The sequence below is a fragment of the Staphylococcus sp. FW104-15G4D genome, from assembly GCF_058790135.1.
Map to the genome: position 1 here is coordinate 633,039 of NZ_JBYTCH010000001.1, position 25,455 is coordinate 658,493.

The window sequence follows — 25,455 nt, forward strand, 5'->3', positions numbered from 1 at the left end:
CATAGAACTTAAACATTTTAACCTTTTAAATGAATATTTTAAGTAAAGTATCAAGGAGATTATATAATGAAACACATTTTATTAGCTGTAACTGGTGGCATTGCAGCATATAAAGCGATAGATTTAACGAGTAAGCTAACACAAGCGGGTTATGAAGTGAGAGTAATGCTTTCTAACCATGCACAAGAGTTTGTCACACCACTTTCATTTCAAGCAATTAGCAGAAATCCAGTTTATACCAATACTTTTAAAGAAGAAACACCAGAAGAAATTCAACACGTGTCATTAGGTGACTGGGCAGATGCAATTATTATAGCGCCAGCTACAGCTAATACAATTGCGAAGTTAAGTGTTGGCATCGCTGACGACATCATTACATCAACATTACTTGCTACTGAAACACCAAAGTTTGTTGCACCAGCAATGAATGTGCATATGTATGAGAATCCTCGTACTCAACATAATATTGAAGTTCTCAGAGGAGATGGCTATCAATTCATTGAACCAGGAGATGGCTATTTAGCTTGTGGTTATGTAGCAAAAGGCCGAATGGAAGAACCATTGCAAATTGTGTCCGTGGTTAACCAACTTTTCAACAATGATAAAGTTTCGTCTGATAGTTCATTTTCAGGAAAGAGAGCTTTAGTAACTGCAGGCCCTACGGTTGAAGTGATTGATCCGGTGAGATATGTCACAAATCGTTCTTCAGGTAAAATGGGTTTTGCAATAGCTGAGGCTCTTAGAGATAGAGGAGCTGAAGTAACACTCATAACTGGTCCAACGCAGTTAACTGATCCTACGGGTATAAACGTGATACATGTTCAAAGTGCAGAGGATATGTTTAATGCCGTAAAAGAAAGATATGATGCACAAGATATTGTTTTTAAAGCGGCGGCTGTTTCAGACTATACACCCTCAGAAGTGCTTGAACATAAGATGAAGAAACGTGAAGGGGATTTATCTGTTACCTTCAAGCGTACTACTGATATCTTAAAGTATTTAGGTGATAACAAAAAACATCAATACTTAGTAGGCTTCGCTGCAGAAACTCAAAATATTGAAGCATATGCGCAAGATAAATTAGCGCGTAAGAATGCTGATGTCATTATCTCGAATAATGTAGGTGACCAATCTATAGGATTTAGTTCTGATGATAATGAATTGATGATGCATTTTAAGAATAAAGATGTGGTTAGTATAAAGAAGGGTAAAAAAGTAGAATTAGCTAAACAAATTTTAGATGAATTAGAAACTAGGTGGCAATGATGATTGCAAAAGTAATTGTTGATATACCATCCAAGAGTGTTGATTTTAAATTTGATTATATTGTGCCAACTCATTTAGAAAGTGTAGTTCAGGTTGGTGTGCGTGTAATTGTTCCATTTGGGCCTCGTACTATTCAAGGTTACGTGATGGATATTCAAGATAAGCCAGATGAAGATGTTAACATCTCCAAGCTTAAAGCTATTAAAGAAGTTCAAGATATTCAACCAGAGCTAACTCCAGAGCTTGTTCAATTAAGCGAATGGATGAGTCATTATCATGTCACCAAACGTATATCTGTACTTGAAGCAATGTTGCCAAGTGCAATAAAAGCGAAATACAATAAAGCTTTTGAAATAATTAAGGGAAATGATTTATCTAAAACAATTTTGAAGAAATTTAATAAAGATGGTCATTATTTATACAAAGACGCGCAACATAATAATGATTTAGACGACATGCTTTCTCTAATGAAAGAGGGATTGGTACAAGAAGTCACTTTATTGTCTCAAAATATTAAGAAGAAAACACAAAGAGCAATTGCTATAAAAGAAGAATTCAATGGGGACGATGTTCTAGCTCGACTTGAAAAGTATGCGAAACAATATGATTTATACGCTTTCTTATTAGAAGAATCGCATCGTACCATATTTTTAAAAGAGATAGAAGATATTGGGTTCTCTAAGTCTAGCTTAGATTCTCTAATTAAAAAGGGCTACGTTGAAAAATATGATGCTGAGGTTAACCGTGATCCATTTGCGAATCGTATATTTGAACAAGAAGATAAACGTCAACTTACCACTGATCAACAACTAGCTTATGAAGCTGTTAAAAATAAAATTGATCATGATGAATCTAGAACATTTTTACTACATGGTGTAACAGGTTCAGGTAAAACTGAAGTTTACCTACAAACCATAGAAGCAGTTTTAAACAAAGGTAAAGAGGCGATGATGCTTGTACCAGAAATTGCACTTACGCCTCAAATGGTTTTACGATTTAAACGTCGTTTTGGAGATGATGTTGCTGTACTTCACTCAGGATTATCTAATGGTGAACGTTATGATGAATGGCAAAAAATCCGTGACGGGCGTGCACGTGTAAGTGTTGGTGCACGTTCGAGTGTGTTTGCACCTTTTAAAAATTTAGGAATTATTATTATTGATGAAGAACATGAATCTACATATAAACAAGAAGATTATCCAAGATATCATGCGAGAGATATTGCACAGTGGCGTAGTCAATATCATCATTGCCCTGTCATACTCGGAAGTGCGACACCAAGTTTAGAAACATATGCAAGAGCGGAGAAAGATGTTTACGAATTATTATCATTACCAAATAGAGTGAATCAACAAGCACTACCTCATATTGATATTGTAGACATGCGTGAAGAATTAAGCGAAGGGAATCGTTCTATGTTCTCCAATGCGCTTAAAGAAGCTATACAACAACGCTTAAATAAAAAAGAACAAATCGTACTTTTCTTAAATAGAAGAGGATATGCTTCATTTATGTTATGTAGAGATTGTGGGTACGTTCCGCAATGCCCTAACTGTGATATTTCATTGACATATCACAAAACGAGTGATCAACTAAAATGTCATTATTGTGGTTATCAAGAAACACCACCTAATTTATGCCCAAATTGTGAAAGTGATCATATTAGACAAGTAGGTACAGGAACACAACGTGTAGAGGAATTATTATATCAAGAATTTCCAGAATCAAGAATTATACGAATGGATGTAGATACCACTTCTAAGAAAGGTGCACATGAAAGATTATTAAATGACTTTGAAGCGGGTAAAGGGGATATCCTCTTAGGTACACAAATGATTGCAAAAGGTTTAGATTACCCTAATATCACATTAGTCGGAGTGTTGAATGCAGACACCATGCTTAATTTGCCTGATTTCCGGGCAAGTGAACGAACGTATCAATTATTGACTCAAGTTTCCGGTCGTGCTGGGCGCCATGAAAAAGAGGGTCAGGTCATCATACAAACATATAATCCGGAACATTATGCTATTGAAGATGTGAAACTTAACGATTACCTCACGTTTTATCAAAAAGAAATGAACTTTCGTAAACTAGGGAAATACCCACCTTATTATTTCTTGATCAATTTTACAATTTCTCATAGAGATATGAAAAAAGTGATGGAAGCGTCAAAACACATTCACCAAATATTATTGCAACATTTAAGTGAGAAAGCTTTAGTATTAGGGCCATCTCCTGCAGCATTATCTAGAATAAATAATGAATACCGTTTTCAAATATTAGTAAAGTATAAAAGTGAACCACAATTACATCAGGCACTTCAATATTTAGACGATTACTATCATGACCAGTATGTAAAAGAAAAATTAGCACTTAAAATTGATATTAACCCACAAATGATGATGTGATATTAAAAAAGTGTATTAACATGATAAATATAAAAAGGCAATTTCTGTATTAACTTTACAGAAATTGCCTTTTTAAAATATATATTAGAAACAGCTATAAACTTCTAAATTTACATTGTAACATTACCATTTTCATCAGCTGGTCTGAATAGAGTTAAAATGGCACTGATAATAGCTAAAATATGAGGAATGGCTGTCCAACAGAATAAAAGATGCATAATACCCTGGAACGACTTACCAGCGTAAAATTTGTGGATGCCGAAGCTCCCTAGAAAAACAGCTAATAAAATATATATCACTTTATTTACTTCCATGATGGTCACCTCCGGTCAGAAATTTAAGTTATTATTAAACTTACCTTACTTAGTATTTTATTAGGTCACAATATAAAATCAATTATTTTACTTTCTCTTTAATCAAATTCAGACTAAAGTTGCAAGAAATTTAAATAATTAATCACACTTTCAAGAAAGGTCGCAATTTCAATTTAAGTAAGTTATAATGATATGATGAATTTTAATGAGGAGCCGTTAGCATGACAGTAAAGAAATTGGTTAAGTCTACACATCCGTTACTAAAAAAAGAAAGCAAGACCGTGAATCAATATGATGACCAGTTAAAATCATTGTTAAAGGATTTGGAAGATACTCTATATGAAGAAGAGGCTGCTGCAATTAGTGCACCACAAATTGGTGTGAATCAACGTGTTGCATTAATCGATATGGAACTTGAAGGGCTTCTTCAATTAATCAACCCAGTCATCAAAAGTTATTCTGATGAGGAAATTACAGACCTTGAAGGTTCAGTTTCTTTACCTAATGTTTTTGGTGAAGTAACTAGAAGTAAAATGATTGTTTTACAATGCAATGATGTAAATGGAAATCAAGTTGAATTGACTGCTTATGATGATGTAGCTCGAATGATATTACATATGGTAGATCATTTAAATGGTATCCTTTTTACAGATAAAGCGAATCGTATTTTAAATGAAGATGAAGTGGAGGCATATTTTGAAAATGAGTAAAATTATATTTATGGGAACACCTGACTTTTCAACTAAAGTACTAGAAATGTTAATTGCAGAACATGACGTGATTGCAGTAGTGACACAACCCGATCGTCCAGTTGGTCGTAAAAAAGTCATGACACCACCACCAGTTAAAAAAGTAGCGCTTGAACATAACATTGATGTTTATCAGCCTGAAAAACTTAAAGGTTCAGAAGAACTTGAAGAATTATTAACGTTAGATGCTGATTTAATTGTTACCGCTGCATTTGGCCAGTTACTACCTGAGTCTCTACTTAACGCACCACGTTTAGGAGCGATTAATGTACATGCTTCATTACTACCTAAATATCGTGGTGGAGCACCCATTCACCAAGCAATTATAGATGGTGAAGAAAAGACAGGTATAACGATAATGTATATGGTGAAAAAATTAGACGCTGGTAATATCATTTCTCAGAAAGCAATTAATATTGAGGAAGATGATAATGTAGGTACAATGCATGATAAATTAAGTTTCCTTGGTGCGGATTTACTCAAAGATACACTTCCTTCTATTGTTAATGAAACGAATGACAGCATCCCTCAAGATGACTCAGAAGCGACATTTGCTTCTAACATTAGTAGAGAAGATGAACGAATTAATTGGAATCAAAGCGCTCAAGATATTCATAATCACATACGTGGCTTATCTCCATGGCCAGTAGCATATACCACTATGGATGACAAAAATCTTAAATTATATTCATCTCACATTATCTCAGGTAAGAATGGTAATCCTGGTAAAATCATTGAAACGACTAAAAAAGCTATCATTATTGGAACAGGTTCTAATGATGCTATTGCATTAACGGATATGCAACTCGCTGGAAAAAAACGTATGTTAGTAGCTAATTATCTTAGTGGCGTTCAAGAGTCACTAGTAGGGAAGCAATTGATATGATGAATTCTGTAAGAGCCCATGCATTCGAAACTATCCAACATATATTAAATGAAGGCGCATATAGTAATTTAAAAATTAATGAAGTTTTATCTTCCAATATCATCGCTGATGTTGATCGGAATTTATTTACTGAGCTTGTTTACGGAACAATTAAACGAAAATATACATTGGATTATATTCTAAAACCTTTTGTTAAAACTAAAATAAAAGGGTGGGTACGCCAGCTTTTATGGATGAGTATTTATCAATATGTTTATCTCGACAAAGTTCCCGATCATGCGATTATTAATGAAGCAGTTGATATTGCTAAGCAAAGAGGTGGCCATCATAATGGTAATATCGTCAACGGTATTTTACGTTCAATGATGAGAAGTGAATTGCCTCATTTTCAAGAAATAAAAGATGATAAGAAACGAATTGCTTTAGAGTATAGTTTACCTAAATGGTTAGTTAATCACTGGGTAACGCATTATGGTCTTGTGACGACGGAAGAAATTGCTCAGTCATTATTAGCTCCTGTCAAGACAACAGTTAGAGCGAATATTTCACGTGGTTCTGTAGATGACATCATTAATAAATTGGAAAATGAAGGATTCAATGTTGAAAAAGATGGTATTTTACCTTTTTGTTTGCATGTAAGCGGGCAAACTATTGTAAATTCAAGAGCGTTTAAAGATGGTTATGTCTCCATTCAAGATAAGAGTTCGATGATGGTAGCTCATATCATGAAGTTAGGTAGAGATGATAAAGTATTAGATGTTTGTAGTGCTCCTGGAGGAAAGGCTTGTCATATGGCGGAAATATTATCTCCAGAAGGGCAAATTGATGCTACAGATATACATTCCCATAAAATTGATCTTATTAAGCATAATATTAAAAAATTAAAGCTAGATAATATTCATGCGTTCCAACATGATGCAACTGCACCTTATGATGGGCTGTACGATAAAATTTTAGTCGATGCACCTTGTAGTGGTTTAGGTGTGTTAAGACATAAGCCTGAAATAAAATATACTCAGTCTCAAGATAGTATTCAATCACTTGTTGATTTACAACTACAAATATTAGAGAATATTAAACATAATATTAAACCTGGTGGTACAATTACGTATTCAACATGTACAATAGAACAGATGGAAAATGAGAATGTAATTTATACATTTTTAAAACAAAACGAAGAGTTTGAATTTGAGCCTTTCCAACACCCTGTTACTGGAAAGCAAGTTAAGACATTACAGATATTACCACAAGATTTTGACTCTGATGGATTCTTTATAACTCAAATTAAAAGAAAGGAAAGTTAAGAATGATTACTGCAGAAAAAAAGAAAAAGAATAAGTTCTTACCTAATTTTGATAAACAATCGATTTATTCTTTGCGTTACGATGAAATGCAGCAGTGGTTGATTGATCATGGGCAACAAAAATTTAGAGCTAAACAAATTTTTGAATGGTTATATCAAAAAAGAGTGGATAGTATTGATGAAATGACGAATCTCTCTAAAGATTTACGTCAAGTTTTAAAAGATAATTTTGCGATGACTACGTTGACAACAGTAGTTAAACAAGAAAGTAAAGACGGAACGATTAAATTTTTATTTGAATTACAAGATGGTTATACAATTGAAACTGTATTGATGAGACATGAATACGGTAATTCAGTTTGTGTCACAACACAAGTGGGTTGTCGTATCGGTTGTACATTCTGCGCTTCAACTTTAGGTGGCTTAAAGCGAAACTTAGAAGCGGGCGAAATAGTATCTCAAGTACTGACAGTTCAAAAAGCTTTAGATGAAACAGATGAACGCGTCTCTCAAATCGTAATCATGGGTATTGGTGAACCTTTTGAAAATTATGATGAGATGATGGATTTCTTAAGAATCGTTAACGATGATAACAGCTTAAATATTGGGGCACGTCATATTACAGTGTCCACTTCTGGTATTATTCCTAGAATTTATGATTTCGCTGAAGAAGACATCCAAATCAATTTTGCAGTTAGTCTACATGGTGCTAAAGACGAAATTCGTTCTCGTTTAATGCCGATTAACCGAGCTTATAATGTTGAGAAATTAATGGAAGCAATTAAATATTATCAGGAACAAACTAAGCGACGTGTTACATTTGAATATGGTTTATTCGGTGGAGTTAATGACCAACTAGAACATGCAAGAGATTTAGCACATCTAATTAAAAATTTAAATTGTCATGTTAATCTAATTCCAGTCAACCATGTACCTGAACGTAATTATGTGAAAACTCCAAAGGATGATATTTTTAAATTTGAAAAAGAATTAAAGAGATTAGGAATCAATGCTACAATAAGACGTGAACAAGGATCAGACATTGATGCAGCGTGTGGTCAATTAAGAGCAAAGGAACGACAAGTAGAAACGAGGTAAAGACATATGTTAAACGCACAATTTTTCACGGATACTGGTCAACACAGAGAAAAGAATGAAGACGCTGGCGGTATTTTTTATAACCAAACTCAGCAACAATTGTTAGTTTTATGCGATGGCATGGGTGGTCATAAAGCCGGTGAAGTAGCGAGTCAATTCGTTACGTATGAACTTCAAAAACGTTTTGAAGATGAAAACCTCATTGAAATCCATCAGGCTGAATCATGGTTGCGTTCAAACATTAAAGATATCAACTTTCATTTGTATAACTATGCTCAAGAAAATCCAGATTATCATGGTATGGGTACAACACTCGTGTGCGCTATTGTTTATGACAAGCAAGTTGTGGTAGCAAATGTTGGAGATTCTCGCGCTTATGTTATTAATCAAAGACAAATAGAGCAAATTACAAGTGATCATTCCTTTGTTAATCATCTCGTTGTCACTGGTCAAATTTCTAAAGAAGAAGCTTTTAATCATCCACAAAGAAATATCATCACTAAAGTTATGGGGACTGACAAACGCGTGTCACCTGATTTATTTGTTAAAAGAACTAACTTTTATGACTTCTTGTTATTAAATACAGATGGATTAACAGATTATGTTAGAGATTACGAAATCCAGGAGGAGCTTAATCAAGATGACACAATTGAATCACATTGTGAACGTCTAATGCGTTTAGCGATGTCCCATGACTCCAAAGATAATGTAAGTTTCATACTGTCATCGATAGAAGGTGACAAAGTATGATAGGAAAGATGGTTAATGAACGCTACAAAGTAATTGATAAACTTGGTGGCGGAGGAATGAGTATTGTATATTTAGCAGAAGATACAATACTTAATCGTAAAGTCGCAATAAAAGCTATTTCTATTCCACCTCGTGAAAAGGAAGAAACCTTAAAACGCTTTGAACGAGAGGTACATAATTCTTCTCAGCTATCACATGAAAATATAGTGAGTATGATTGATGTAGATGAAGAAGACGAATGTTTCTACCTAGTAATGGAATATATTGAAGGCCCTACATTAGCTGAATATATACATAGTCATGGTCCTCTAAGTGTAGAAACAGCAATAAAATTTACCGAGCAAATTTTAAGTGGTATCAAACACGCACATGATATGAGAATTGTGCATCGTGACATTAAACCACAAAATGTATTAATAGATAAAAACAAAACATTGAAAATCTTTGATTTTGGTATAGCTAAAGCGCTAAGTGAAACATCCTTAACACAGACGAATCACGTGCTCGGAACAGTACAATATCTTTCACCAGAACAGGCAAAAGGTGAATCAACTGATGAAGGTACAGATATTTACTCTATTGGTATAGTGCTATATGAAATGTTAGTAGGTGAACCTCCGTTTAATGGAGAAACTGCTGTTAGTATTGCCATTAAGCATATTCAAGATTCAATACCAAATATTACTACTGATAAACGCGAAGAAGTACCACAAGCGTTAAGTAATGTTGTGCTACGCGCTACTGAAAAAGATAAACATAATCGTTATCATACCGTTCAAGAAATGTGTGATGACTTAACGAGTGCTTTACATGAGAACCGTGCGAACGAGGAAAAATATGAACTAGATAAAACTAAAACAGTTCCGCTCACTAAAGATGAACTCAATAAAAAGATAAATGATACTCATAACGATGATGATTTAAATAAAACAATGCAAATCCCTATTGTTAACGAACCTGTACGTCAGCAAGAATTTCAATCGTTAGAAGGTCGCTATTCACCACCACCTAAGAAGAAACACTCTAAGATGAAAATCACTGTCCTATCTTTAATATTTGCGTTATTGTTAGCGGGATTAGTTGGTTTTATAGGTATGGGTGTTTTTGGTAGTAAGTATGAGGAAATGCCAGATTTATCAGGAAAAACTGAAAAAGAAGCAGAGCAAATATTAAAGGATCATCATTTGACCATGGGTGACATATCTAGGAAATATAGTGATAAATATCCTGAAAACCAAATCATCAAATCTGAACCCAATAGCGGTGAACGGGTAGAAGAAGGAGAAGCGATTGATATTATTCTTTCTAAAGGTCCTCAAAAAGTAAAAATGCCAAATCTTGTAGGACTGCCTAAAGATGAAGCAGTTAAAAAGCTGAAAAATTTAGGTTTAAAAGATATTGATGTTGAACAAGCTTATAGTCACTCAGTAGACAAAGGTTTAATTTCAGAACAAAGTGTTGAAGCAAATAGTGAAGTTGCTCTAAATGATCATCATATTAAAATCTATGAGTCACTAGGTGTGCGTCAAGTTTATGTGAGTGATTTTGAAAATAAATCTTATTCATCAGCCAAAAAAGAGTTGGAATCTAAAGGATTTAAAGTACAAGCTACTCAAGAAAATGATGATAAAGTTAAAAAAGGAAATATTATATCTCAATCACCTAAAAATAAATCTGTAGATGAAGGTTCTATAATTAATTTAACAGTTTCAAAAGGCAAGTCAAATGAGGACGATGATGACAGTGATGATAGCGATGTGAAATCAACGTCTGAAACAGTTAAAGTGCCCTACTCAGGTAGTAAAGGTAAAAGCCAAACAGTAGAAGTCTTTATAAGAGACAAAGATAACTCTGGAAATTCCGCATCTCAAACTTTTAAAATTACTAAGGATAAAACAATAAGCATACCTTTAAAAATAGAAAAAGGTAAAACTGCGGGATACACTGTACGTGTTGATAATAAAATTGTTGCCGATAAAGATGTTGGCTACGATGACTAATAATAAAATATGAAATGAGCCCCTTTCAACTTTTGAAAGGGGCTCATTTGTATTATTCTGTATTTATTTCGCTTTCGTTTGTTCAATAGTTGTTTGACTACCTGCTTTCGTTCCGAATAGAAGAATGAGTAGTGAAGTAACTAATAACACACTTAGTGAAAGTGTCCAGTTATGCGTGATATCGTGGAAAATTCCAAATAAGAATGGGCCAATAGCAGCTAATAAGTAACCAATAGACTGTGCCATCCCAGACAATTTCGCTGCTGTTTGTCCACTTTCGGTACGTACAACAAATAATGTGTTAGCTAATCCAAATGCTAGACCACTTGCTACACCTATGAGTATGATGCCTAACCATACATATTTGTAATCAACGAATATTAAACAAAGTACACCTATCATGAATAGAACGCTCGTTAATAATGTTAAGGGTACTTGTGATTTCATTTTTGTAGCAACAATAGGTGTGATGAAAGTTAAAGGTATAATAGCGATTTGTAATATTGATACGTAAATACCTGAAGTTTGTATAGATATGCCATGATCCGTGAGTAATTCTGGTAACCAATTAATAATTGTATAAAAGATCAGAGATTGTGCTCCCATAAAAATGGTTACCCTCCAAGCCAATAAAGACTTCCAAATGTTGATTTGACTATGAACAGAGTTGGTAGCTTTAGGCGGTTGTTGCTTCAGTTGAAAAGTCCAAATTATAATTGTGAATAATGTAATAATAGACATTAGTCCTAATGCAATTGCATAGTTATAACGTGAGGTTAACGGACTTATGGCTGAAGAACTTAAACTTCCAACTACATTCATTACTACGGTATATAGCCCTGTCATGATACCAATATGAAAGGGAAATCGTGTTTTGACTATGGCTGGTGCTAATACATTGCCAAAGGCAATACCTATGCCAATGAGTGTTGTGCCAATATAAAGCCAACTCAATCCAATTATTGACCGTAATAAAATACCTATAAATATAAAGATTAAAGCTCCAAATATTGTTCGTTCTAATCCAAATGTATTGCCTATTTTTGAAGCAAAAAATGATACAACTCCAAATGCTATTAAAGGTACTACAGTCATTAAACTAAGCGCACTATTAGTTGTATGTAATGTATCTTTAATTGAAGGTAACGCCACGCCAACAGAGGTAATGGGTGCTCGTAAGTTTGCTGCTACCAACATGATACCAATTAATAATAAAAAATTAATGTGCCTGTCTAAATTTTGCTTAGGCATGACTATCCCTCCTTTTTCACAGATGTAAAAATCGTATCACTTGCTTAGAAAAGTGACAAGATAGTTTTATCGATTTTTAATCAAAGTATATACTATTGAGAAACGAAGTTATACGTATTATATTTATAACGATTTTGATATACTATGAATAGAAAAAAATCTAGAGAGGTGTCGATTTGAAGACTGGACGTATCGTCAAATTAATTAGTGGTGTCTACCAAGTAGATGTTGATGGTGTTCGATTTGACACTAAGCCACGAGGATTGTTTAGAAAGAAAAAATTTTCTCCAGTAGTAGGAGATATCGTCGATTTTGAAGTTCAAAATGAACAAGAAGGCTATATTCATCATGTTCATGACAGAGACAATGAACTCAAACGACCACCTGTCAGTAACATTGATGAGCTTGTTATTGTAATGAGTGCTGTTGAGCCTCAATTTTCAACTCAATTACTTGATCGTTTCTTAGTCGTAGCACATTCTTATGATTTAGAACCTCGTATATTAATTACTAAGAAAGATTTAACGACACAGGATAATCAAGAATATATTCAAGCTATGCTAGACCTATATCAAGATATAGGATATCCTACACAGTTTATTAGTAAAAATGATGATAGGGTCTCTATTGTAGATGAGTGGAATCATGGTTTAATTGTTTTAAGTGGACAATCAGGTGTAGGTAAAACTACTTTTCTTAACCATTATCGCCCAGAGTTAAACCTTGAAACAAATGATATCTCTAAATCATTGAATAGAGGTAAGCATACGACGAGACATGTTGAATTATATGAGAGAAATCATGGATTTATTGCTGATACGCCAGGATTTAGTGCGCTTGATTTTGATCATATTGAAAAGGATGAACTTAAAAATTACTTCGTTGATATTAAAGACGCGGGACAAAATTGTAAATTTAGAAATTGTAATCATATCAAAGAACCTAAATGTAATGTTAAACATTTAGTTGATGAGGGGAAAATTGCTCAATTTAGATATGAGCATTATTTACAGTTATTTAATGAAATCTCTAATAGAAAGGTACGATATTAATGGTTAAGGTTTTACCTTCACTTTTATCCGTTGATTTTTTAAATTTAAAAGAGGAATTAGATCGTTTAGAAAAAGCGAATGTTGATGGCTTACATTTCGATGTGATGGATGGGAAATTTGTACCTAATATTTCGATAGGTATACCACTTTTAGATGCAGTACGCAGTTATTCTAACCTACCAATTGACGTACATTTGATGATCGAACAGCCTGAAAACTATATTCAATTATTTGCAGATCATGGCGCAGATATGATTTCAGTGCATGTTGAAGCTACACCTCACATACATCGTGCAATTGAAGAAATTAAATTACTTAACAAGAAAGCTGGAGTTGTAATCAATCCAGGCACACCTGTAGAGTCCATTTTACCTGTGTTAAGTATTGTAGATTATGTTTTGGTTATGACAGTTAATCCTGGATTTGGTGGGCAATCATTTATTGAACAATGTATTAATAAAATCGAACAACTTAACCAAATAAAACATGAGAATAATCTTACATTTGATATTGAAGTTGATGGAGGCATTAATGATTCAACAAGTAAATATTGTGTAGAGCAGGGAGCAACAATGCTTGTTACAGGTTCATACTTTTTTAAACAAAATGATTATGCAAAGGTCACTAATGCATTGAAAGGCTAATTTATTATGAAAATTAATTTGTTATGTTCGGATCGATTATTGCCCACTCAATTATTTAAGTTAGAACAACAATCACAATGGGCCGGTATTGATAGAGGTGCATTGATACTAGTTGAAAATGGTATAGAGCCTGTATTTTCAGTAGGAGATTTCGACTCGGTTAATGAAGAGGAACGTCATATATTAAAAGATCAATTAAATATTCATCCAGTAAAAGCTGAAAAAGATGATACTGATCTCGCACTAGGCGTGCAAAAAGCCGTTCAACAAGGATATTCTACAATAACTATTTACGGAGCAACTGGCGGGAGATTAGACCATTTTATGGGTGTACTTCAAATTTTACAAAAGCCTGAATATTTAGAGCGTCATATTCATCTTCGAGTTATAGATGTTCAAAATGAAATTACATTACTTAACGAAGGTGAACATCAAGTTAAACAAGATAGCACCTATCCATACATTTCATTTATTCCATTAAATGATGAAGTAAGTTTGTCTTTAGAAGGGTTTAAATATAATTTGAGCAATGAACATTTAGAATTGGGGTCAACATTAACTATTTCTAATGAAATTACAACAAAGGTTGCAAAAGTCAATGTGGAAAAGGGCACTGTCTTACAAATGAGAAGTACTGATTAAAATTTTTATAATAATAAAAAAGACCTTAGAGGCAAATTGCCTTTAAGGTCTAAAAATGTGCTCCTCCACATAAGGACATTTTTTGTGCATTATATTTATTAAACTCTAGTAACTTTACCAGATTTTAAAGCACGTGCAGAAACCCAAACTTTTTTTGGTTTTCCGTCTACAAGAATTCTAACTTTTTGAAGGTTAGCGTTCCATCTGCGTTTGTTCGCATTTAAAGCGTGTGAACGATTATTACCAGTCGAAGCTTTACGACCTGTTACGTAACATTGTTTACCCATGAAAGTACCTCCTTTAATAAATATAAATACACATTACTACTTACATACTTTATTAAGATAACACATAAAGGGTAATTGAGCAATAAATATTTAAGCTAATTAAAATCTAATACGCTATATCTGTCATTATTATGGTATAATTGTAAGCTGTGGAGTTATATAGTATGATACTGTAAAGCAATAGTTGAAATTATACAATTAAATTATAATTTAGGTAGAATGATAACGAAATTGAAACGTTTAGTAATTGTTAATTTTTTACAATTGCTCTATTTTTTAGAAATTTTGAATTAATGAATTTAAAATATTAAGATAAAGCTTAAACACCTTTAACATAAACCATGAGAATTCCAGGAGGAAACAAAAATGACATTAGAAATTTCAAATGATTATGGCAAAATTGATATTTCAAATGAAGTGATTGCATCTGTAGTAGGTGGTAAAGCCGTTGAAAGTTATGGCATAGTTGGTATGGCATCTAGACAACAAGTAAGGGACGGTATTGCTGAAATTCTAGGACATGATAACTATGCTAAAGGCATTAAAGTAAGAGAAGAAAATGGCACGATAGATGTAGATATGTATATTATTGTGAGTTACGGAGTGAAAATTTCTGAAGTAGCAAGTAATCTTCAATCAACAGTTAAATATACACTTGAAAAAACACTTAATGTAAAAGTCAATTCTATTAATATTTTCGTACAAGGTGTACGTGTAAACGATACAGGCAAAAAGGTTTAGGAGGACATCGTGAAATGATTAGCAAAATAAATGGTAAATTATTTGCCGATATGATTATACAAGGGGCTCAAAATTTATCAAATAATGCAGATTTAGTAGATTCATTAAATGTATATCCTGTACCAGATGGAGATACTGGGACGAACATGAATCTAACAATTACTTCTGGTCGTGAGGAAGTAGAAAATAATTTATCTCAAAATATTGGTGAATTAGGAAAGACGTTCTCTAAAGGATTACTTATGGGGGCACGTGGTAATTCGGGCGTAATTCTTTCTCAATTATTTAGAGGTTTTTGTAAAAACATTGAAAATAATGATGAAATCAACGCACAGCAATTAGCTGAGAGTTTTCAAGCAGGAGTAGAAACTGCATATAGAGCTGTAATGAAACCAGTTGAAGGAACAATTTTAACTGTAGCTAAAGATGCAGCAGCTGCATCAGTTGATAAAGCTCAAGATACAGAAGATTGTATTGAACTTATGGAACATACTATACAAGCTGCCAAGGAATCATTAGACAATACACCTAATTTATTGCCAGTGCTTAAAGAAGTAGGAGTCGTTGACAGTGGTGGTAAGGGATTATTATGCGTTTATGAAGGATTTCTTAAAGGTCTAAAAGGAGAAAAAGTAGAAGCGCAAGCTCCTAAATTAGATACCGAATCACTTGTCAATGATGATCATGATTTCCACGGTGTTATCAATACAGAAGATATTGTCTATGGTTATTGTACTGAAATGATGGTTCGTTTTGGTAAAAATAAAAAACCGTTTGAAGAACAAGAATTTAGAAATGATATGAGTGAATTTGGTGATTCATTACTTGTAATCAATGATGATGAAATTGTAAAAGTTCATGTTCACACTGAACATCCTGGCGATGTATTTAATTATGGTCAACAGTATGGCGAATTAATTAAACTCAAAGTTGAAAATATGAGAGAGCAACACAGAGAGGTTATCCGCAAAGAACAAAGCGGACAAGAACAAAAGGATAATGCAGATGAACCTAATACAGTAGAAACAGCTGTGATTACAATTTCTATGGGTGAAGGTATTTCTGAATTGTTTAAATCTATGGGTGCTACACACATTATTAGTGGCGGACAGACAATGAATCCTTCAACAGAGGACATTGTCAAAGTTATTGAGCAATCACAATGTAATCGTGCAATTATCTTACCTAATAACAAAAATATTTTAATGGCAAGTGAACAAGCAGCAAATATCGTTGATGTTGATACTGTAGTGATTCCAACTAAATCGATACCTCAAGGTATTACTGCTTTATTCCAATATGACGAAGAATCATCTCTTGAAGATAATAAGAATCATATGGAAACAGCACTTGAGGCAGTTCAATCAGGTTCAGTGACTTATGCAGTACGTGATACTAAAATCGATGGTATTGAAATTAAAAAAGATGAATTTATGGGTCTAGCAGAAGACAAAATTGTAACAAGCGATGCTGATCAATTAACAGCAGTAAAAGGTCTATTAGACAAATTACTTACGGACGATAGTGAAATTTTAACTATGATAAGTGGGGAAGAATCTGATCAAGAAGTCACAGAACAATTAAGTGAATGGATTGAAGAAACTTATCCAGATGTAGAAGTTGAACAACATGAAGGCGGTCAACCAATTTATCAGTATTTCTTTGCAGTTGAATAGCAATTTCATACTTTTTATATAACAGTAATTTCTATTTTAAAGAGATAGGAATTACTGTTTTTTATGTTAAATTTTGTTTTGGAAAACTAAGTTAAAAAAGTATAATAAGAATTTTCATATAATTCCCAATTTAGCTAATATTGTGCGTGTTTAATATTGAGATTAATAGCTATAAGTCAGGGTATGCGAATAGTGGATAAAAATTTAAGTAAAGGGGTATTCTTAATGATTTTTGAAACTATGGAGCAAAAAGACTATGAACAACTTGTCTTCTGTCAAGATGAAGTAACAGGATTAAAGGCTATCATTTGTATCCATGATACTACATTGGGACCAGCTTTAGGTGGATGTCGTGTTAGAAATGATTATGAATCCGAAGAAGAGGCCATTGAAGATGCTATGAACTTAGCACGCGGTATGACATATAAAAATGCAGCTGCTGGATTAAATCTTGGTGGTGGAAAGACTGTAGTTATGGGCGCACCTGACAAACAGAATGAAGAGGCGTTCTACAGAGCATTAGGTCGCTATGTTAATACATTAAATGGACGTTATTATACTGCAGAAGATGTTGGTACTTCTGAACATGAAATGAATTTAATATATAAAGAAACACCATATGTATGTGGAACTAGTAAGTCATTTGGTTCAGCAGGTAATCCAAGTCCTATGACTGCCTATGGTATTTATATTGCATTGAAACGCACTGTAGCAGAAAAATTTGATGGAGATAAACTTGAAGGTAAGACAGTGGCTGTTCAAGGTGTGGGCCATGTATCATATGAGTTATGTCGCTTATTAAATGAAGATTGTGTGAAATTAATTGTCACTGATATTAATAAAGACAATGCACAACGAGCTGTTGATGATTTCGGTGCGGAATTTGTAGAACCTGATGATATATTCTCAGTAGATGCTGATATCTTTGCACCTTGCGCATTAGGTGGTGTCTTAAATGATGATACAATTCCACAATTAAAAGTAAAAGCTGTGTGTGGTTCTGCTAACAATCAATTAAAAGATGAAGATAAACACAGTAAAATGTTAGAAGAAAAAGGTATTCTCTATGCACCAGATTATATTGTTAATAGTGGTGGAGTTATTAATACTGCAGATGAATTGAATGGCTACAATGAAGAGAGAGCTAAAGAAAGTATTGAAAATATAGATCAAATTTTAAAACATATCTTCGACATTTCAAGTGAACACAATGAAACACCACTTGAAGCCTCTCAACATTTTGCTGAAACTAGAATGAAGCAAATTTCTCATATTAAAGATATTAGAAAATAAGAGAATAAACTTTAAATAATTTTTAGCACGACAATGATTGAATGTGAAACAATCATTGTCGTATTTTTTATAAATATATAATTAAATATTATAGGTATGGATAAGAGAGTTTTACAGAATTTAATATAATGAAGCGCAACGATATACAATATTATTTTATTTTAAGTGTTCTATTTAACTTAAAAAGTTATGACAAAAATTAATAATATAAACACTATTTACAAAAAATATACACTACTCTAAATAAAAATGTTATAGAATAAATGTATATTACAAATAAAAGAGGTGTGAAATGGAATCAATGATTCTCTTATCGATTCTAGTTATTTTTTGTTCAAGTTTTATATTTGTTCGAAAATATATGTCACAAACATCTAGTTTAAAATTCAAACGTGTCTTCTCACTAATAGCTATATTGGCTATTGTATTTTCAACATTAGGGCAAACGCTTAATGCACAACAGGCACATGCAGCTAATGGATTACATAAAGAGAAAGCAACTTTAGTTAAAGTGATTGATGGCGACACAGTGAAATTAAATTATAAAGGTAAAGTTTCAACGTTTAGACTATTACTTATTGATACACCAGAAACGAAAGATCCTAGAAAACCAGTTCAAAAATATGGTCCAGAAGCAAGTGCATTTACTACAAACATGATGACTAAAGCTAAAAAAATTGAAGTAGCGTTTGATAAAGGACAAAGAACTGACAAATACGGAAGATTATTAGCTTACGTGTATGCTGATGGGAAAATGGTTAACAATGCGGTTGTAAGACAAGGTCTTGCAAGAGTAAAATATGTTTATCCGCCAAACAATACGTATGAACAATTAATCAGAGCAAGTGAAGCTCGAGCTAAAGCTGAAAAACTTAATATTTGGAGTGAGTCCAACAGTGTAAAAACTTCTCTAACTTCAACTAAAAAAACTCATAAAGTAGTAAAACCGACATCAGCTAAAACAACAAGTTTACATCATTATTCAAAAAAATCTAAGACACCATCCAAAGCTAAGAGTACCACTAAGAAAGAATATTTTAAAAATTGTACTGCTTTAAGAAAGAAATATCCACACGGTGTAAAAAAAGGACATCCTGCTTATCGAGCTAAACTTGATCGAGATAAAGATAACTATGCTTGCGAAGTTAGATAAATGTAAAAGACAATTCTTTGAAAGCTATTAACATTTTCAAAAATGTTAGTAGCTTTTTGTATGCTGACTAAGAATAATATTTAGGATTCATTTTCAAAATAAATAACGCGTGTGAATCAAATAATTAGGATGAACATGATAGAATATACAATGACTATTGGAGAAAAACATTATAAAGTTTTAGGTGATGGATCATGACAAAAGTACATTTAATCGAAAGTCCTTACACTTTAGACAAAATTAAAGGAATTGGTCCGAAACGATTAACTATATTAGAAGAATTAAATATAAACACTGTAGAAGATCTTGTACTCTATTTACCTACACGTTATGAAGATAATACTGTGATTGACCTAAACCAGGCTGAAGATCAATCGACAGTTACTGTACAAGGAGAAGTATATTCGACACCAGCGGTAGCTTTTTTTGGTAGAAATAAGTCTAAATTAACCGTTCATATAATGGTGAACAACATTGCGGTTAAGTGTGTCTTCTTCAATCAGCCTTATCTGAAAAAGAAAATTGAATTACACGGTACCGTGACTGTCAAAGGCAAGTGGAATCGTGCTAAGCAAGAAATTAATGGGAATCGTATGTTCTTTAATGAACAAACAACTCAAGATGATGTTCAGTTAGAGCCTGTGTATCGTATTAAAGAAGGTATTAAACAGAAACAAATTCGAGATAACATTAGACAGGCATTAGAGGATGTCACGATACATGAGTGGTTATCAGACGATTTAAGAGAAAAGTATAAATTAGAAACATTAGAATATACACTACGCACTTTACATCACCCTAAGGATAAACAAAGTCTTTTAAAAGCACGTCGCACATATGCCTTTACAGAACTTTTTATGTTTGAATTACGCATGCAGTGGTTGAATCGTTTAGAGAAGTCATCAGATGAAGCGATTGAAATCGATTATGATATATCTAAAGTTAAACAATTTATCAATCGCTTGCCTTTCGAACTCACAGATGCACAAAAAACAAGTGTTAATGAAATATTTAGAGATTTAAAGGCACCTATTCGAATGCATCGTTTACTTCAAGGAGATGTAGGTTCTGGTAAAACAGTAGTCGCGGCAATTTGTATGTACGCATTGAAAACAGCAGGTTTCCAATCTGCTTTAATGGTACCGACAGAGATATTGGCTGAGCAACATGCTGAAAGTTTAATTGAATTATTTGGAGATACGATGAATGTCGCACTTTTAACTGGCTCGGTTAAGGGTAAGAAACGACGCATTCTGTTAGAGCAGTTGGAGAATGGCTCAATTGATTGTTTAATAGGGACACATGCACTCATTCAAGATGATGTAGTTTTTGAAAATGTTGGTTTAGTGATTACAGATGAACAACATCGTTTTGGTGTTAACCAGCGTCAAATGTTGAGAGAAAAGGGTGCTATGACGAATGTTTTATTTATGACAGCAACACCAATACCTCGAACGTTAGCGATTTCAGTGTTTGGAGAAATGGATGTTTCTTCTATTAAGCAATTACCTAAAGGTAGAAAGCCTATCATCACAAGTTGGGCTAAACATGAACAGTATGAGCAAGTCTTAGCACAAATGACGAGCGAATTACGTAAAGGTAGACAAGCATATGTCATCTGTCCATTGATAGAGAGTTCAGAGCACTTAGAAGATGTTCAAAATGTGGTTGCGCTATACGAATCGTTACAAGAATATTATGGCGCTGAAAAAGTTGGATTATTACATGGTAAACTAACCTCTGATGAAAAAGATGAAGTGATGCAAAGATTCAGTGATAAAGACATTGATATACTTGTTTCAACTACTGTAGTTGAAGTCGGCGTTAATGTTCCTAATGCTACATTTATGATGATTTATGATGCAGATCGTTTTGGTTTATCTACGCTACATCAATTACGTGGACGTGTGGGAAGAAGTGAACATCAAAGTTATTGTGTACTTATTGCTTCTCCTAAAACAGAGACAGGTATAGAGCGTATGACAATTATGACTCAAACTACAGATGGATTTGAACTAAGTGAGCGAGATTTAGAAATGCGAGGTCCAGGAGATTTCTTTGGAGTCAAACAAAGTGGACTACCAGACTTCCTCGTGGCAAACGTAGTAGAAGACTACCGCATGTTAGAAGTAGCAAGAGACGAAGCAGCCGAACTCATACAATCAGGACAATTCTTCCAACAACACTACACACAACTCAGAAACTTCATCCAAAACAACCTCCTACACACCAGTTTTGATTAGGGGCCCCCAGCACAGAGACTTTCGAGAGCGAAAGTCAACAGACAGTGCAAGTTGAGGTGTTCCCTACACAGAGCATTTCGTAAAGAAATGCAACGGGCCATGAAAGTAGGAAAATATATTAAAACTAAATTGCACTATGGTGATTATTGATGTTGTATAACCTTAGTTAATAATTTATTTCTAGAAATCGGTGATAGATATTCTTAATGAATTAAAAGCCACGTTGCAGTTATTTGTTGAGGAATTGAATAAGAAAGTGTTATGATATGTTAGGAATATTTAAGACTTGGTACTAAAATGAGGGGTGAAAGTTTGAAACTAAAGAAAGACGAACGCAGAATAGCTATTCAAAATGCAATTGATGCTAACCCCTTTATTACTGATAATGAACTTTGCGAAAAGTTTGGAGTGAGTATTCAAACAATTCGCTTAGACCGTACGCATTTAAATATTCCTGAGTTACGTAAAAGAATTAAGTTAGTGGCAGAACAAAATTATGGCCAAATTAGATCGATTGAAGCTAATGAAATTATTGGAGATTTAATACAAGTTGAGCCTGATATTGAAGCACAGTCTTTAATAGAAATTACTGAAGATACTGTCTTTGCTAAAACTCAAATTGCTAGAGGACATATTCTCTTTGCCCAGGCTAATTCTTTGTGCGTGGCATTAATACATAATCCAACAGTTCTGACACAAGAAAGTCAGGTTGAATTTATCGAAAAAGTGAAATTAAATGATACGGTAAGAGCAAAGGCTCAAGTTATAGATAAAACATGTAAGCACTATATTATAGAAGTTAATTCATATGTGAAAGATAAATTAGTTTTTAAAGGGAAATTTAAAATGTTTTATATAAGTGAGGATGAATTCAATGGTTAAAATTGCAGTTGATATGATGGGTGGAGATGATGCACCAGGTATCGTACTCGATGCAGTTAAAAAGGCTGTAGAAGATTTTAAAGATTTAGAGATAATTCTTTTTGGAGATAAAGAACAATACAACTTAAATCATGATCGTATTGATTTTAGACATTGTTCTGAAAAAATTGAAATGGAAGATGAACCTGTTCGTGCAATTAAACGTAAGAAAGATAGCTCAATGGTGAAGATGGCAGAAGCTGTTAAATCTGGAGAGGCTCATGGATGTGTTTCAGCCGGAAACACTGGAGCATTAATGTCAGCAGGATTATTTATTGTTGGTCGTATAAAAGGTGTTTCAAGACCTGCATTAGTAGTAACTTTACCAACAATGGATGGAAAGGGCTTTGTCTTTTTAGATGTAGGAGCTAATGCGGATGCTAAGGCAGAACATCTATTACAATACGCACAATTAGGTAATATCTATGCTCAAAAGATTCGTGGTATAAAGAATCCTTCAGTGTCACTTTTAAACATTGGCACTGAAGCAGCTAAAGGTAATTCTTTAACTAAAAAAGCTTATGAATTATTTGAAAAGGATCATTCATTTAATTTCCAAGGTAACATTGAAGCTAAAACGTTAATGGATGGTAATACAGATGTAGTTGTTACCGATGGTTATACTGGAAATATGGTATTAAAGAATCTAGAAGGTACAGCAAAATCAATTGGTAAAATGTTAAAAGAAACTATTTTAGGTAGTTTTAAAAATAAAATTGCGGGTGCTATTCTTAAGAAAGACCTAGACGCATTCTCTAAGAAAATGGACTACTCCGAATATGGTGGTTCAGTACTTTTAGGTTTAGATGGAACTGTTGTAAAGGCACATGGTAGTTCAAATGCTAAAGCATTTTACTCAGCCATTAGACAAGCTAAAATCGCTGGAGAAGAAAATATAGTTCAAACAATGAGAGAAACGGTAGGTGGTAAAAATGAGTAAAACGGCAATTATTTTTCCAGGGCAAGGTGCTCAAAAAGTTGGAATGGCAAGTGACTTATATAATGAAGAAACATGTTCAACTGAAATCTTAAATCAAGCACAAGAAGTACTTGATTTCGATTTATTAGAAACAATGTTTACTGATGAAGAAGGTAAACTAGGTGAAACTGAGAATACTCAGCCAGCTTTATTAACTCATAGTGTGGCACTGTTAGAGGCGTTACAAAATTTAAATGCTGATTACACAATGGGACATAGTTTAGGTGAATATTCAAGTTTAGTAGCTAGTGGAGTACTTTCATTTGAAGATGCGGTTAAGATTGTTCGTAAACGTGGACAACTTATGGCTCAAGCATTTCCTAATGGTGTAGGTAGTATGGCTGCTGTACTTGGATTGGACTACGAAGAAGTTGATAAAATTTGTAAAGATTTATCTAATGAAGAAGAAATAATTGAACCTGCCAACATTAATTCACCAGGACAAATTGTTGTTTCAGGTCATAAAACTTTAATTGATAAATTGGTTGAAGAAGGAAAAACTTTAGGCGCTAAACGTGTACTTCCTCTAGCAGTTTCAGGACCATTCCATTCATCTATGATGAGCGTGATTGAGGAAGATTTCGCTTCTTACATTAATGAATTTGAATGGCATGATGCCAAATTCCCTGTTGTCCAAAACTTTAACGCACAAGGTGAAACGGACGCGGAAGTGATTAAACATAATATGGTTAAACAATTATATTCACCTGTACAGTTTATAAAATCAACAGAGTGGTTGATTGAACAAGGTGTAGATCACTTTATTGAAATTGGTCCAGGTAAAGTATTATCAGGATTAATTAAGAAAATTAATAGAGACGTTAAAATTACTTCAATTCAAACACTTGAAGATGTGAAAGGATGGAATGAAAATGAGTAAAAGTGCTTTAGTTACAGGTGCTTCACGTGGTATTGGACGTAGCATCGCATTACAATTAGCTGAAGAGGGCTATAATGTAGCTGTCAATTATGCAGGTAGTAAAGATAAAGCAGAAGCTGTTGTTGAAGAAATCAAAGCTAAAGGTGTAGATAGCTTTGCTATTCAAGCTAATGTGGCGAATGGCGACGAAGTGAAGGCTATGATTAAAGAAGTTGTAAGTCAATTTGGTTCTGTTGATGTATTAGTAAACAACGCGGGTATTACTAGAGACAATTTATTAATGCGTATGAAAGAACAAGAATGGGACGATGTGATTGACACAAATTTAAAAGGTGTATTTAATTGCATTCAAAAAGTGACGCCTCAAATGTTACGTCAACGTGGAGGCGCGATTATTAATTTATCAAGTGTTGTTGGTGCAGTGGGTAATCCTGGCCAAGCAAACTATGTAGCAACTAAAGCAGGAGTGGTTGGTTTAACTAAATCATCTGCTCGCGAGTTAGCTTCACGTGGTATTACTGTTAATGCAGTGGCTCCAGGCTTTATTGTTTCTGATATGACTGATGCTTTAAGTGATGAACTTAAAGATCAAATGTTAGAGCAAATTCCGTTAGCACGCTTTGGTGAAGATACTGATATTGCTAATACAGTTGCATTCTTAGCTTCAGATAAAGCTAAATATATTACTGGTCAAACAATTCATGTTAATGGTGGTATGTATATGTAAAGTAACACTTCTTTCACGAAGTGAAAGTTAGTGTTACTTATGCAACCGTAAAGCGGTTGTAATCCATAAAATAAGCACGAATGACAAGAGAAACGGAAAAAATAAAATTTTCGAGAAAGTCATGAAGTGCAACTCCACTTCTTTCACGAAGTGAAAGTTAGTGTTACTTATGCAACCGCAAAGCGGTTGTAA

The 25,455-nt window shown here is 33.6% G+C and carries 23 protein-coding genes and 1 pseudogene; 21 read left to right on the plus strand and 3 right to left on the minus strand.

Annotated elements, in window-relative coordinates:
• Positions 1-66 precede the first annotated feature (66 nt).
• Complete coding sequence (gene coaBC / locus AC3WQX_RS03235) at positions 67-1,266, plus strand: bifunctional phosphopantothenoylcysteine decarboxylase/phosphopantothenate--cysteine ligase CoaBC (protein ID WP_002435223.1); 1,200 nt, start codon at positions 67-69, stop codon at positions 1,264-1,266.
• A complete protein-coding gene (priA, locus tag AC3WQX_RS03240) occupies positions 1,266-3,674 on the plus strand; it encodes a primosomal protein N' (RefSeq protein ID WP_002435235.1) in 2,409 nt (802 codons plus the stop codon). Before coaBC ends, priA begins: the two co-directional genes overlap by 1 nt.
• Positions 3,675-3,784: 110 nt before the next feature.
• On the opposite strand, the gene AC3WQX_RS03245 is transcribed toward priA, so the two are convergent.
• Entirely contained in the window at positions 3,785-3,988 is a 204-nt protein-coding gene (locus AC3WQX_RS03245) for a TM2 domain-containing protein (protein ID WP_002435184.1), read from the minus strand.
• A 221-nt stretch (positions 3,989-4,209) separates the two neighbouring features.
• Here AC3WQX_RS03245 and AC3WQX_RS03250 point away from each other — a divergent pair, with 221 nt between their 5' ends.
• From AC3WQX_RS03250 to pknB, 6 genes are read left to right on the plus strand one after another with little or no spacing between them, the layout of a single operon-like run.
• A complete protein-coding gene (locus tag AC3WQX_RS03250) occupies positions 4,210-4,698 on the plus strand; it encodes a peptide deformylase (protein WP_002435193.1) in 489 nt (162 codons plus the stop codon).
• Positions 4,691-5,623 carry a methionyl-tRNA formyltransferase gene (gene fmt, locus AC3WQX_RS03255; protein WP_023350421.1) on the plus strand — a complete coding sequence of 311 codons (933 nt, stop codon included), beginning with the start codon at positions 4,691-4,693 and terminating at the stop codon, positions 5,621-5,623. The genes AC3WQX_RS03250 and fmt overlap by 8 nt, the downstream gene beginning before the upstream one ends.
• A complete protein-coding gene (gene rsmB, locus AC3WQX_RS03260) occupies positions 5,620-6,927 on the plus strand; it encodes a 16S rRNA (cytosine(967)-C(5))-methyltransferase RsmB (RefSeq protein WP_023350420.1) in 1,308 nt (435 codons plus the stop codon). Before fmt ends, rsmB begins: the two co-directional genes overlap by 4 nt.
• Before the next feature lie 2 nt (positions 6,928-6,929).
• Entirely contained in the window at positions 6,930-8,024 is a 1,095-nt protein-coding gene (gene rlmN, locus AC3WQX_RS03265; protein ID WP_023350419.1) for a dual-specificity RNA methyltransferase RlmN, read from the plus strand.
• Positions 8,025-8,030: 6 nt separating this feature from the next.
• Positions 8,031-8,774 (plus strand): Stp1/IreP family PP2C-type Ser/Thr phosphatase, encoded by a 744-nt coding sequence (locus tag AC3WQX_RS03270; RefSeq protein ID WP_002435155.1) that lies wholly within the window; start codon positions 8,031-8,033, stop codon positions 8,772-8,774.
• Positions 8,771-10,774 carry a Stk1 family PASTA domain-containing Ser/Thr kinase gene (pknB, locus tag AC3WQX_RS03275; RefSeq protein ID WP_023350418.1) on the plus strand — a complete coding sequence of 668 codons (2,004 nt, stop codon included), beginning with the start codon at positions 8,771-8,773 and terminating at the stop codon, positions 10,772-10,774. Before AC3WQX_RS03270 ends, pknB begins: the two co-directional genes overlap by 4 nt.
• 63 nt (positions 10,775-10,837) lie before the next feature.
• Here the strand turns inward: pknB and AC3WQX_RS03280 are convergent, their stop codons facing one another.
• The gene (locus AC3WQX_RS03280; protein WP_023350417.1) at positions 10,838-12,025 is read right to left on the minus strand and encodes a CynX/NimT family MFS transporter; all 1,188 of its coding nucleotides are present in this window, start codon (positions 12,023-12,025) and stop codon (positions 10,838-10,840) included.
• Positions 12,026-12,201: 176 nt separating this feature from the next.
• Between AC3WQX_RS03280 and rsgA the strand changes: the two genes are divergently transcribed.
• The 3 genes from rsgA to AC3WQX_RS03295 are packed head-to-tail and all read left to right on the plus strand — an operon-like array spanning position 12,202 to position 14,363.
• Positions 12,202-13,077, plus strand: coding sequence for a ribosome small subunit-dependent GTPase A (gene rsgA / locus AC3WQX_RS03285; RefSeq protein WP_002435131.1), 876 nt, complete (start codon positions 12,202-12,204; stop codon positions 13,075-13,077).
• The gene (gene rpe, locus AC3WQX_RS03290) at positions 13,077-13,721 is read left to right on the plus strand and encodes a ribulose-phosphate 3-epimerase (RefSeq protein WP_023350416.1); all 645 of its coding nucleotides are present in this window, start codon (positions 13,077-13,079) and stop codon (positions 13,719-13,721) included. The genes rsgA and rpe overlap by 1 nt, the downstream gene beginning before the upstream one ends.
• Positions 13,722-13,727: 6 nt before the next feature.
• Entirely contained in the window at positions 13,728-14,363 is a 636-nt protein-coding gene (locus tag AC3WQX_RS03295; RefSeq protein ID WP_023350415.1) for a thiamine diphosphokinase, read from the plus strand.
• A 98-nt stretch (positions 14,364-14,461) separates the two neighbouring features.
• Here the strand turns inward: AC3WQX_RS03295 and rpmB are convergent, their stop codons facing one another.
• Positions 14,462-14,650 carry a 50S ribosomal protein L28 gene (gene rpmB, locus AC3WQX_RS03300; protein ID WP_002435210.1) on the minus strand — a complete coding sequence of 63 codons (189 nt, stop codon included), beginning with the start codon at positions 14,648-14,650 and terminating at the stop codon, positions 14,462-14,464.
• A gap of 366 nt (positions 14,651-15,016) precedes the next feature.
• Between rpmB and AC3WQX_RS03305 the strand changes: the two genes are divergently transcribed.
• The 10 genes and pseudogenes from AC3WQX_RS03305 (at position 15,017) to fabG (ending at position 25,263) form a co-directional block, all read left to right on the plus strand.
• A complete protein-coding gene (locus AC3WQX_RS03305) occupies positions 15,017-15,391 on the plus strand; it encodes an Asp23/Gls24 family envelope stress response protein (protein ID WP_002435187.1) in 375 nt (124 codons plus the stop codon).
• 14 nt (positions 15,392-15,405) lie between these two features.
• Complete coding sequence (gene fakA / locus AC3WQX_RS03310; RefSeq protein ID WP_023350414.1) at positions 15,406-17,067, plus strand: fatty acid kinase catalytic subunit FakA; 1,662 nt, start codon at positions 15,406-15,408, stop codon at positions 17,065-17,067.
• 225 nt (positions 17,068-17,292) lie between these two features.
• The gene (locus tag AC3WQX_RS03315; protein ID WP_492739799.1) at positions 17,293-18,360 is read left to right on the plus strand and encodes a Leu/Phe/Val dehydrogenase; all 1,068 of its coding nucleotides are present in this window, start codon (positions 17,293-17,295) and stop codon (positions 18,358-18,360) included.
• Between the two features lie 292 nt (positions 18,361-18,652).
• A pseudogene (locus AC3WQX_RS03320) lies at positions 18,653-19,258 on the plus strand (thermonuclease family protein); the annotation flags it as partial.
• A complete protein-coding gene (locus tag AC3WQX_RS03325) occupies positions 19,238-19,513 on the plus strand; it encodes an excalibur calcium-binding domain-containing protein (RefSeq protein ID WP_226859644.1) in 276 nt (91 codons plus the stop codon). The pseudogene AC3WQX_RS03320 and the gene AC3WQX_RS03325, both read left to right, overlap by 21 nt.
• A gap of 194 nt (positions 19,514-19,707) precedes the next feature.
• A complete protein-coding gene (gene recG, locus AC3WQX_RS03330) occupies positions 19,708-21,756 on the plus strand; it encodes an ATP-dependent DNA helicase RecG (protein ID WP_002435185.1) in 2,049 nt (682 codons plus the stop codon).
• Positions 21,757-22,068: 312 nt separating this feature from the next.
• Positions 22,069-22,638 carry a transcription factor FapR gene (gene fapR, locus AC3WQX_RS03335; RefSeq protein ID WP_002435186.1) on the plus strand — a complete coding sequence of 190 codons (570 nt, stop codon included), beginning with the start codon at positions 22,069-22,071 and terminating at the stop codon, positions 22,636-22,638.
• A complete protein-coding gene (plsX, locus tag AC3WQX_RS03340) occupies positions 22,631-23,617 on the plus strand; it encodes a phosphate acyltransferase PlsX (protein WP_002435190.1) in 987 nt (328 codons plus the stop codon). Before fapR ends, plsX begins: the two co-directional genes overlap by 8 nt.
• Positions 23,610-24,536, plus strand: a complete 927-nt coding sequence (fabD, locus tag AC3WQX_RS03345) for an ACP S-malonyltransferase (RefSeq protein ID WP_023350410.1) — start codon at positions 23,610-23,612, stop codon at positions 24,534-24,536. The genes plsX and fabD overlap by 8 nt, the downstream gene beginning before the upstream one ends.
• On the plus strand, positions 24,529-25,263 hold the full coding sequence (fabG, locus tag AC3WQX_RS03350; protein WP_002435264.1) for a 3-oxoacyl-[acyl-carrier-protein] reductase: 735 nt from the start codon (positions 24,529-24,531) through the stop codon (positions 25,261-25,263). The genes fabD and fabG overlap by 8 nt, the downstream gene beginning before the upstream one ends.
• The last annotated feature ends 192 nt before the right edge of the window (positions 25,264-25,455 follow it).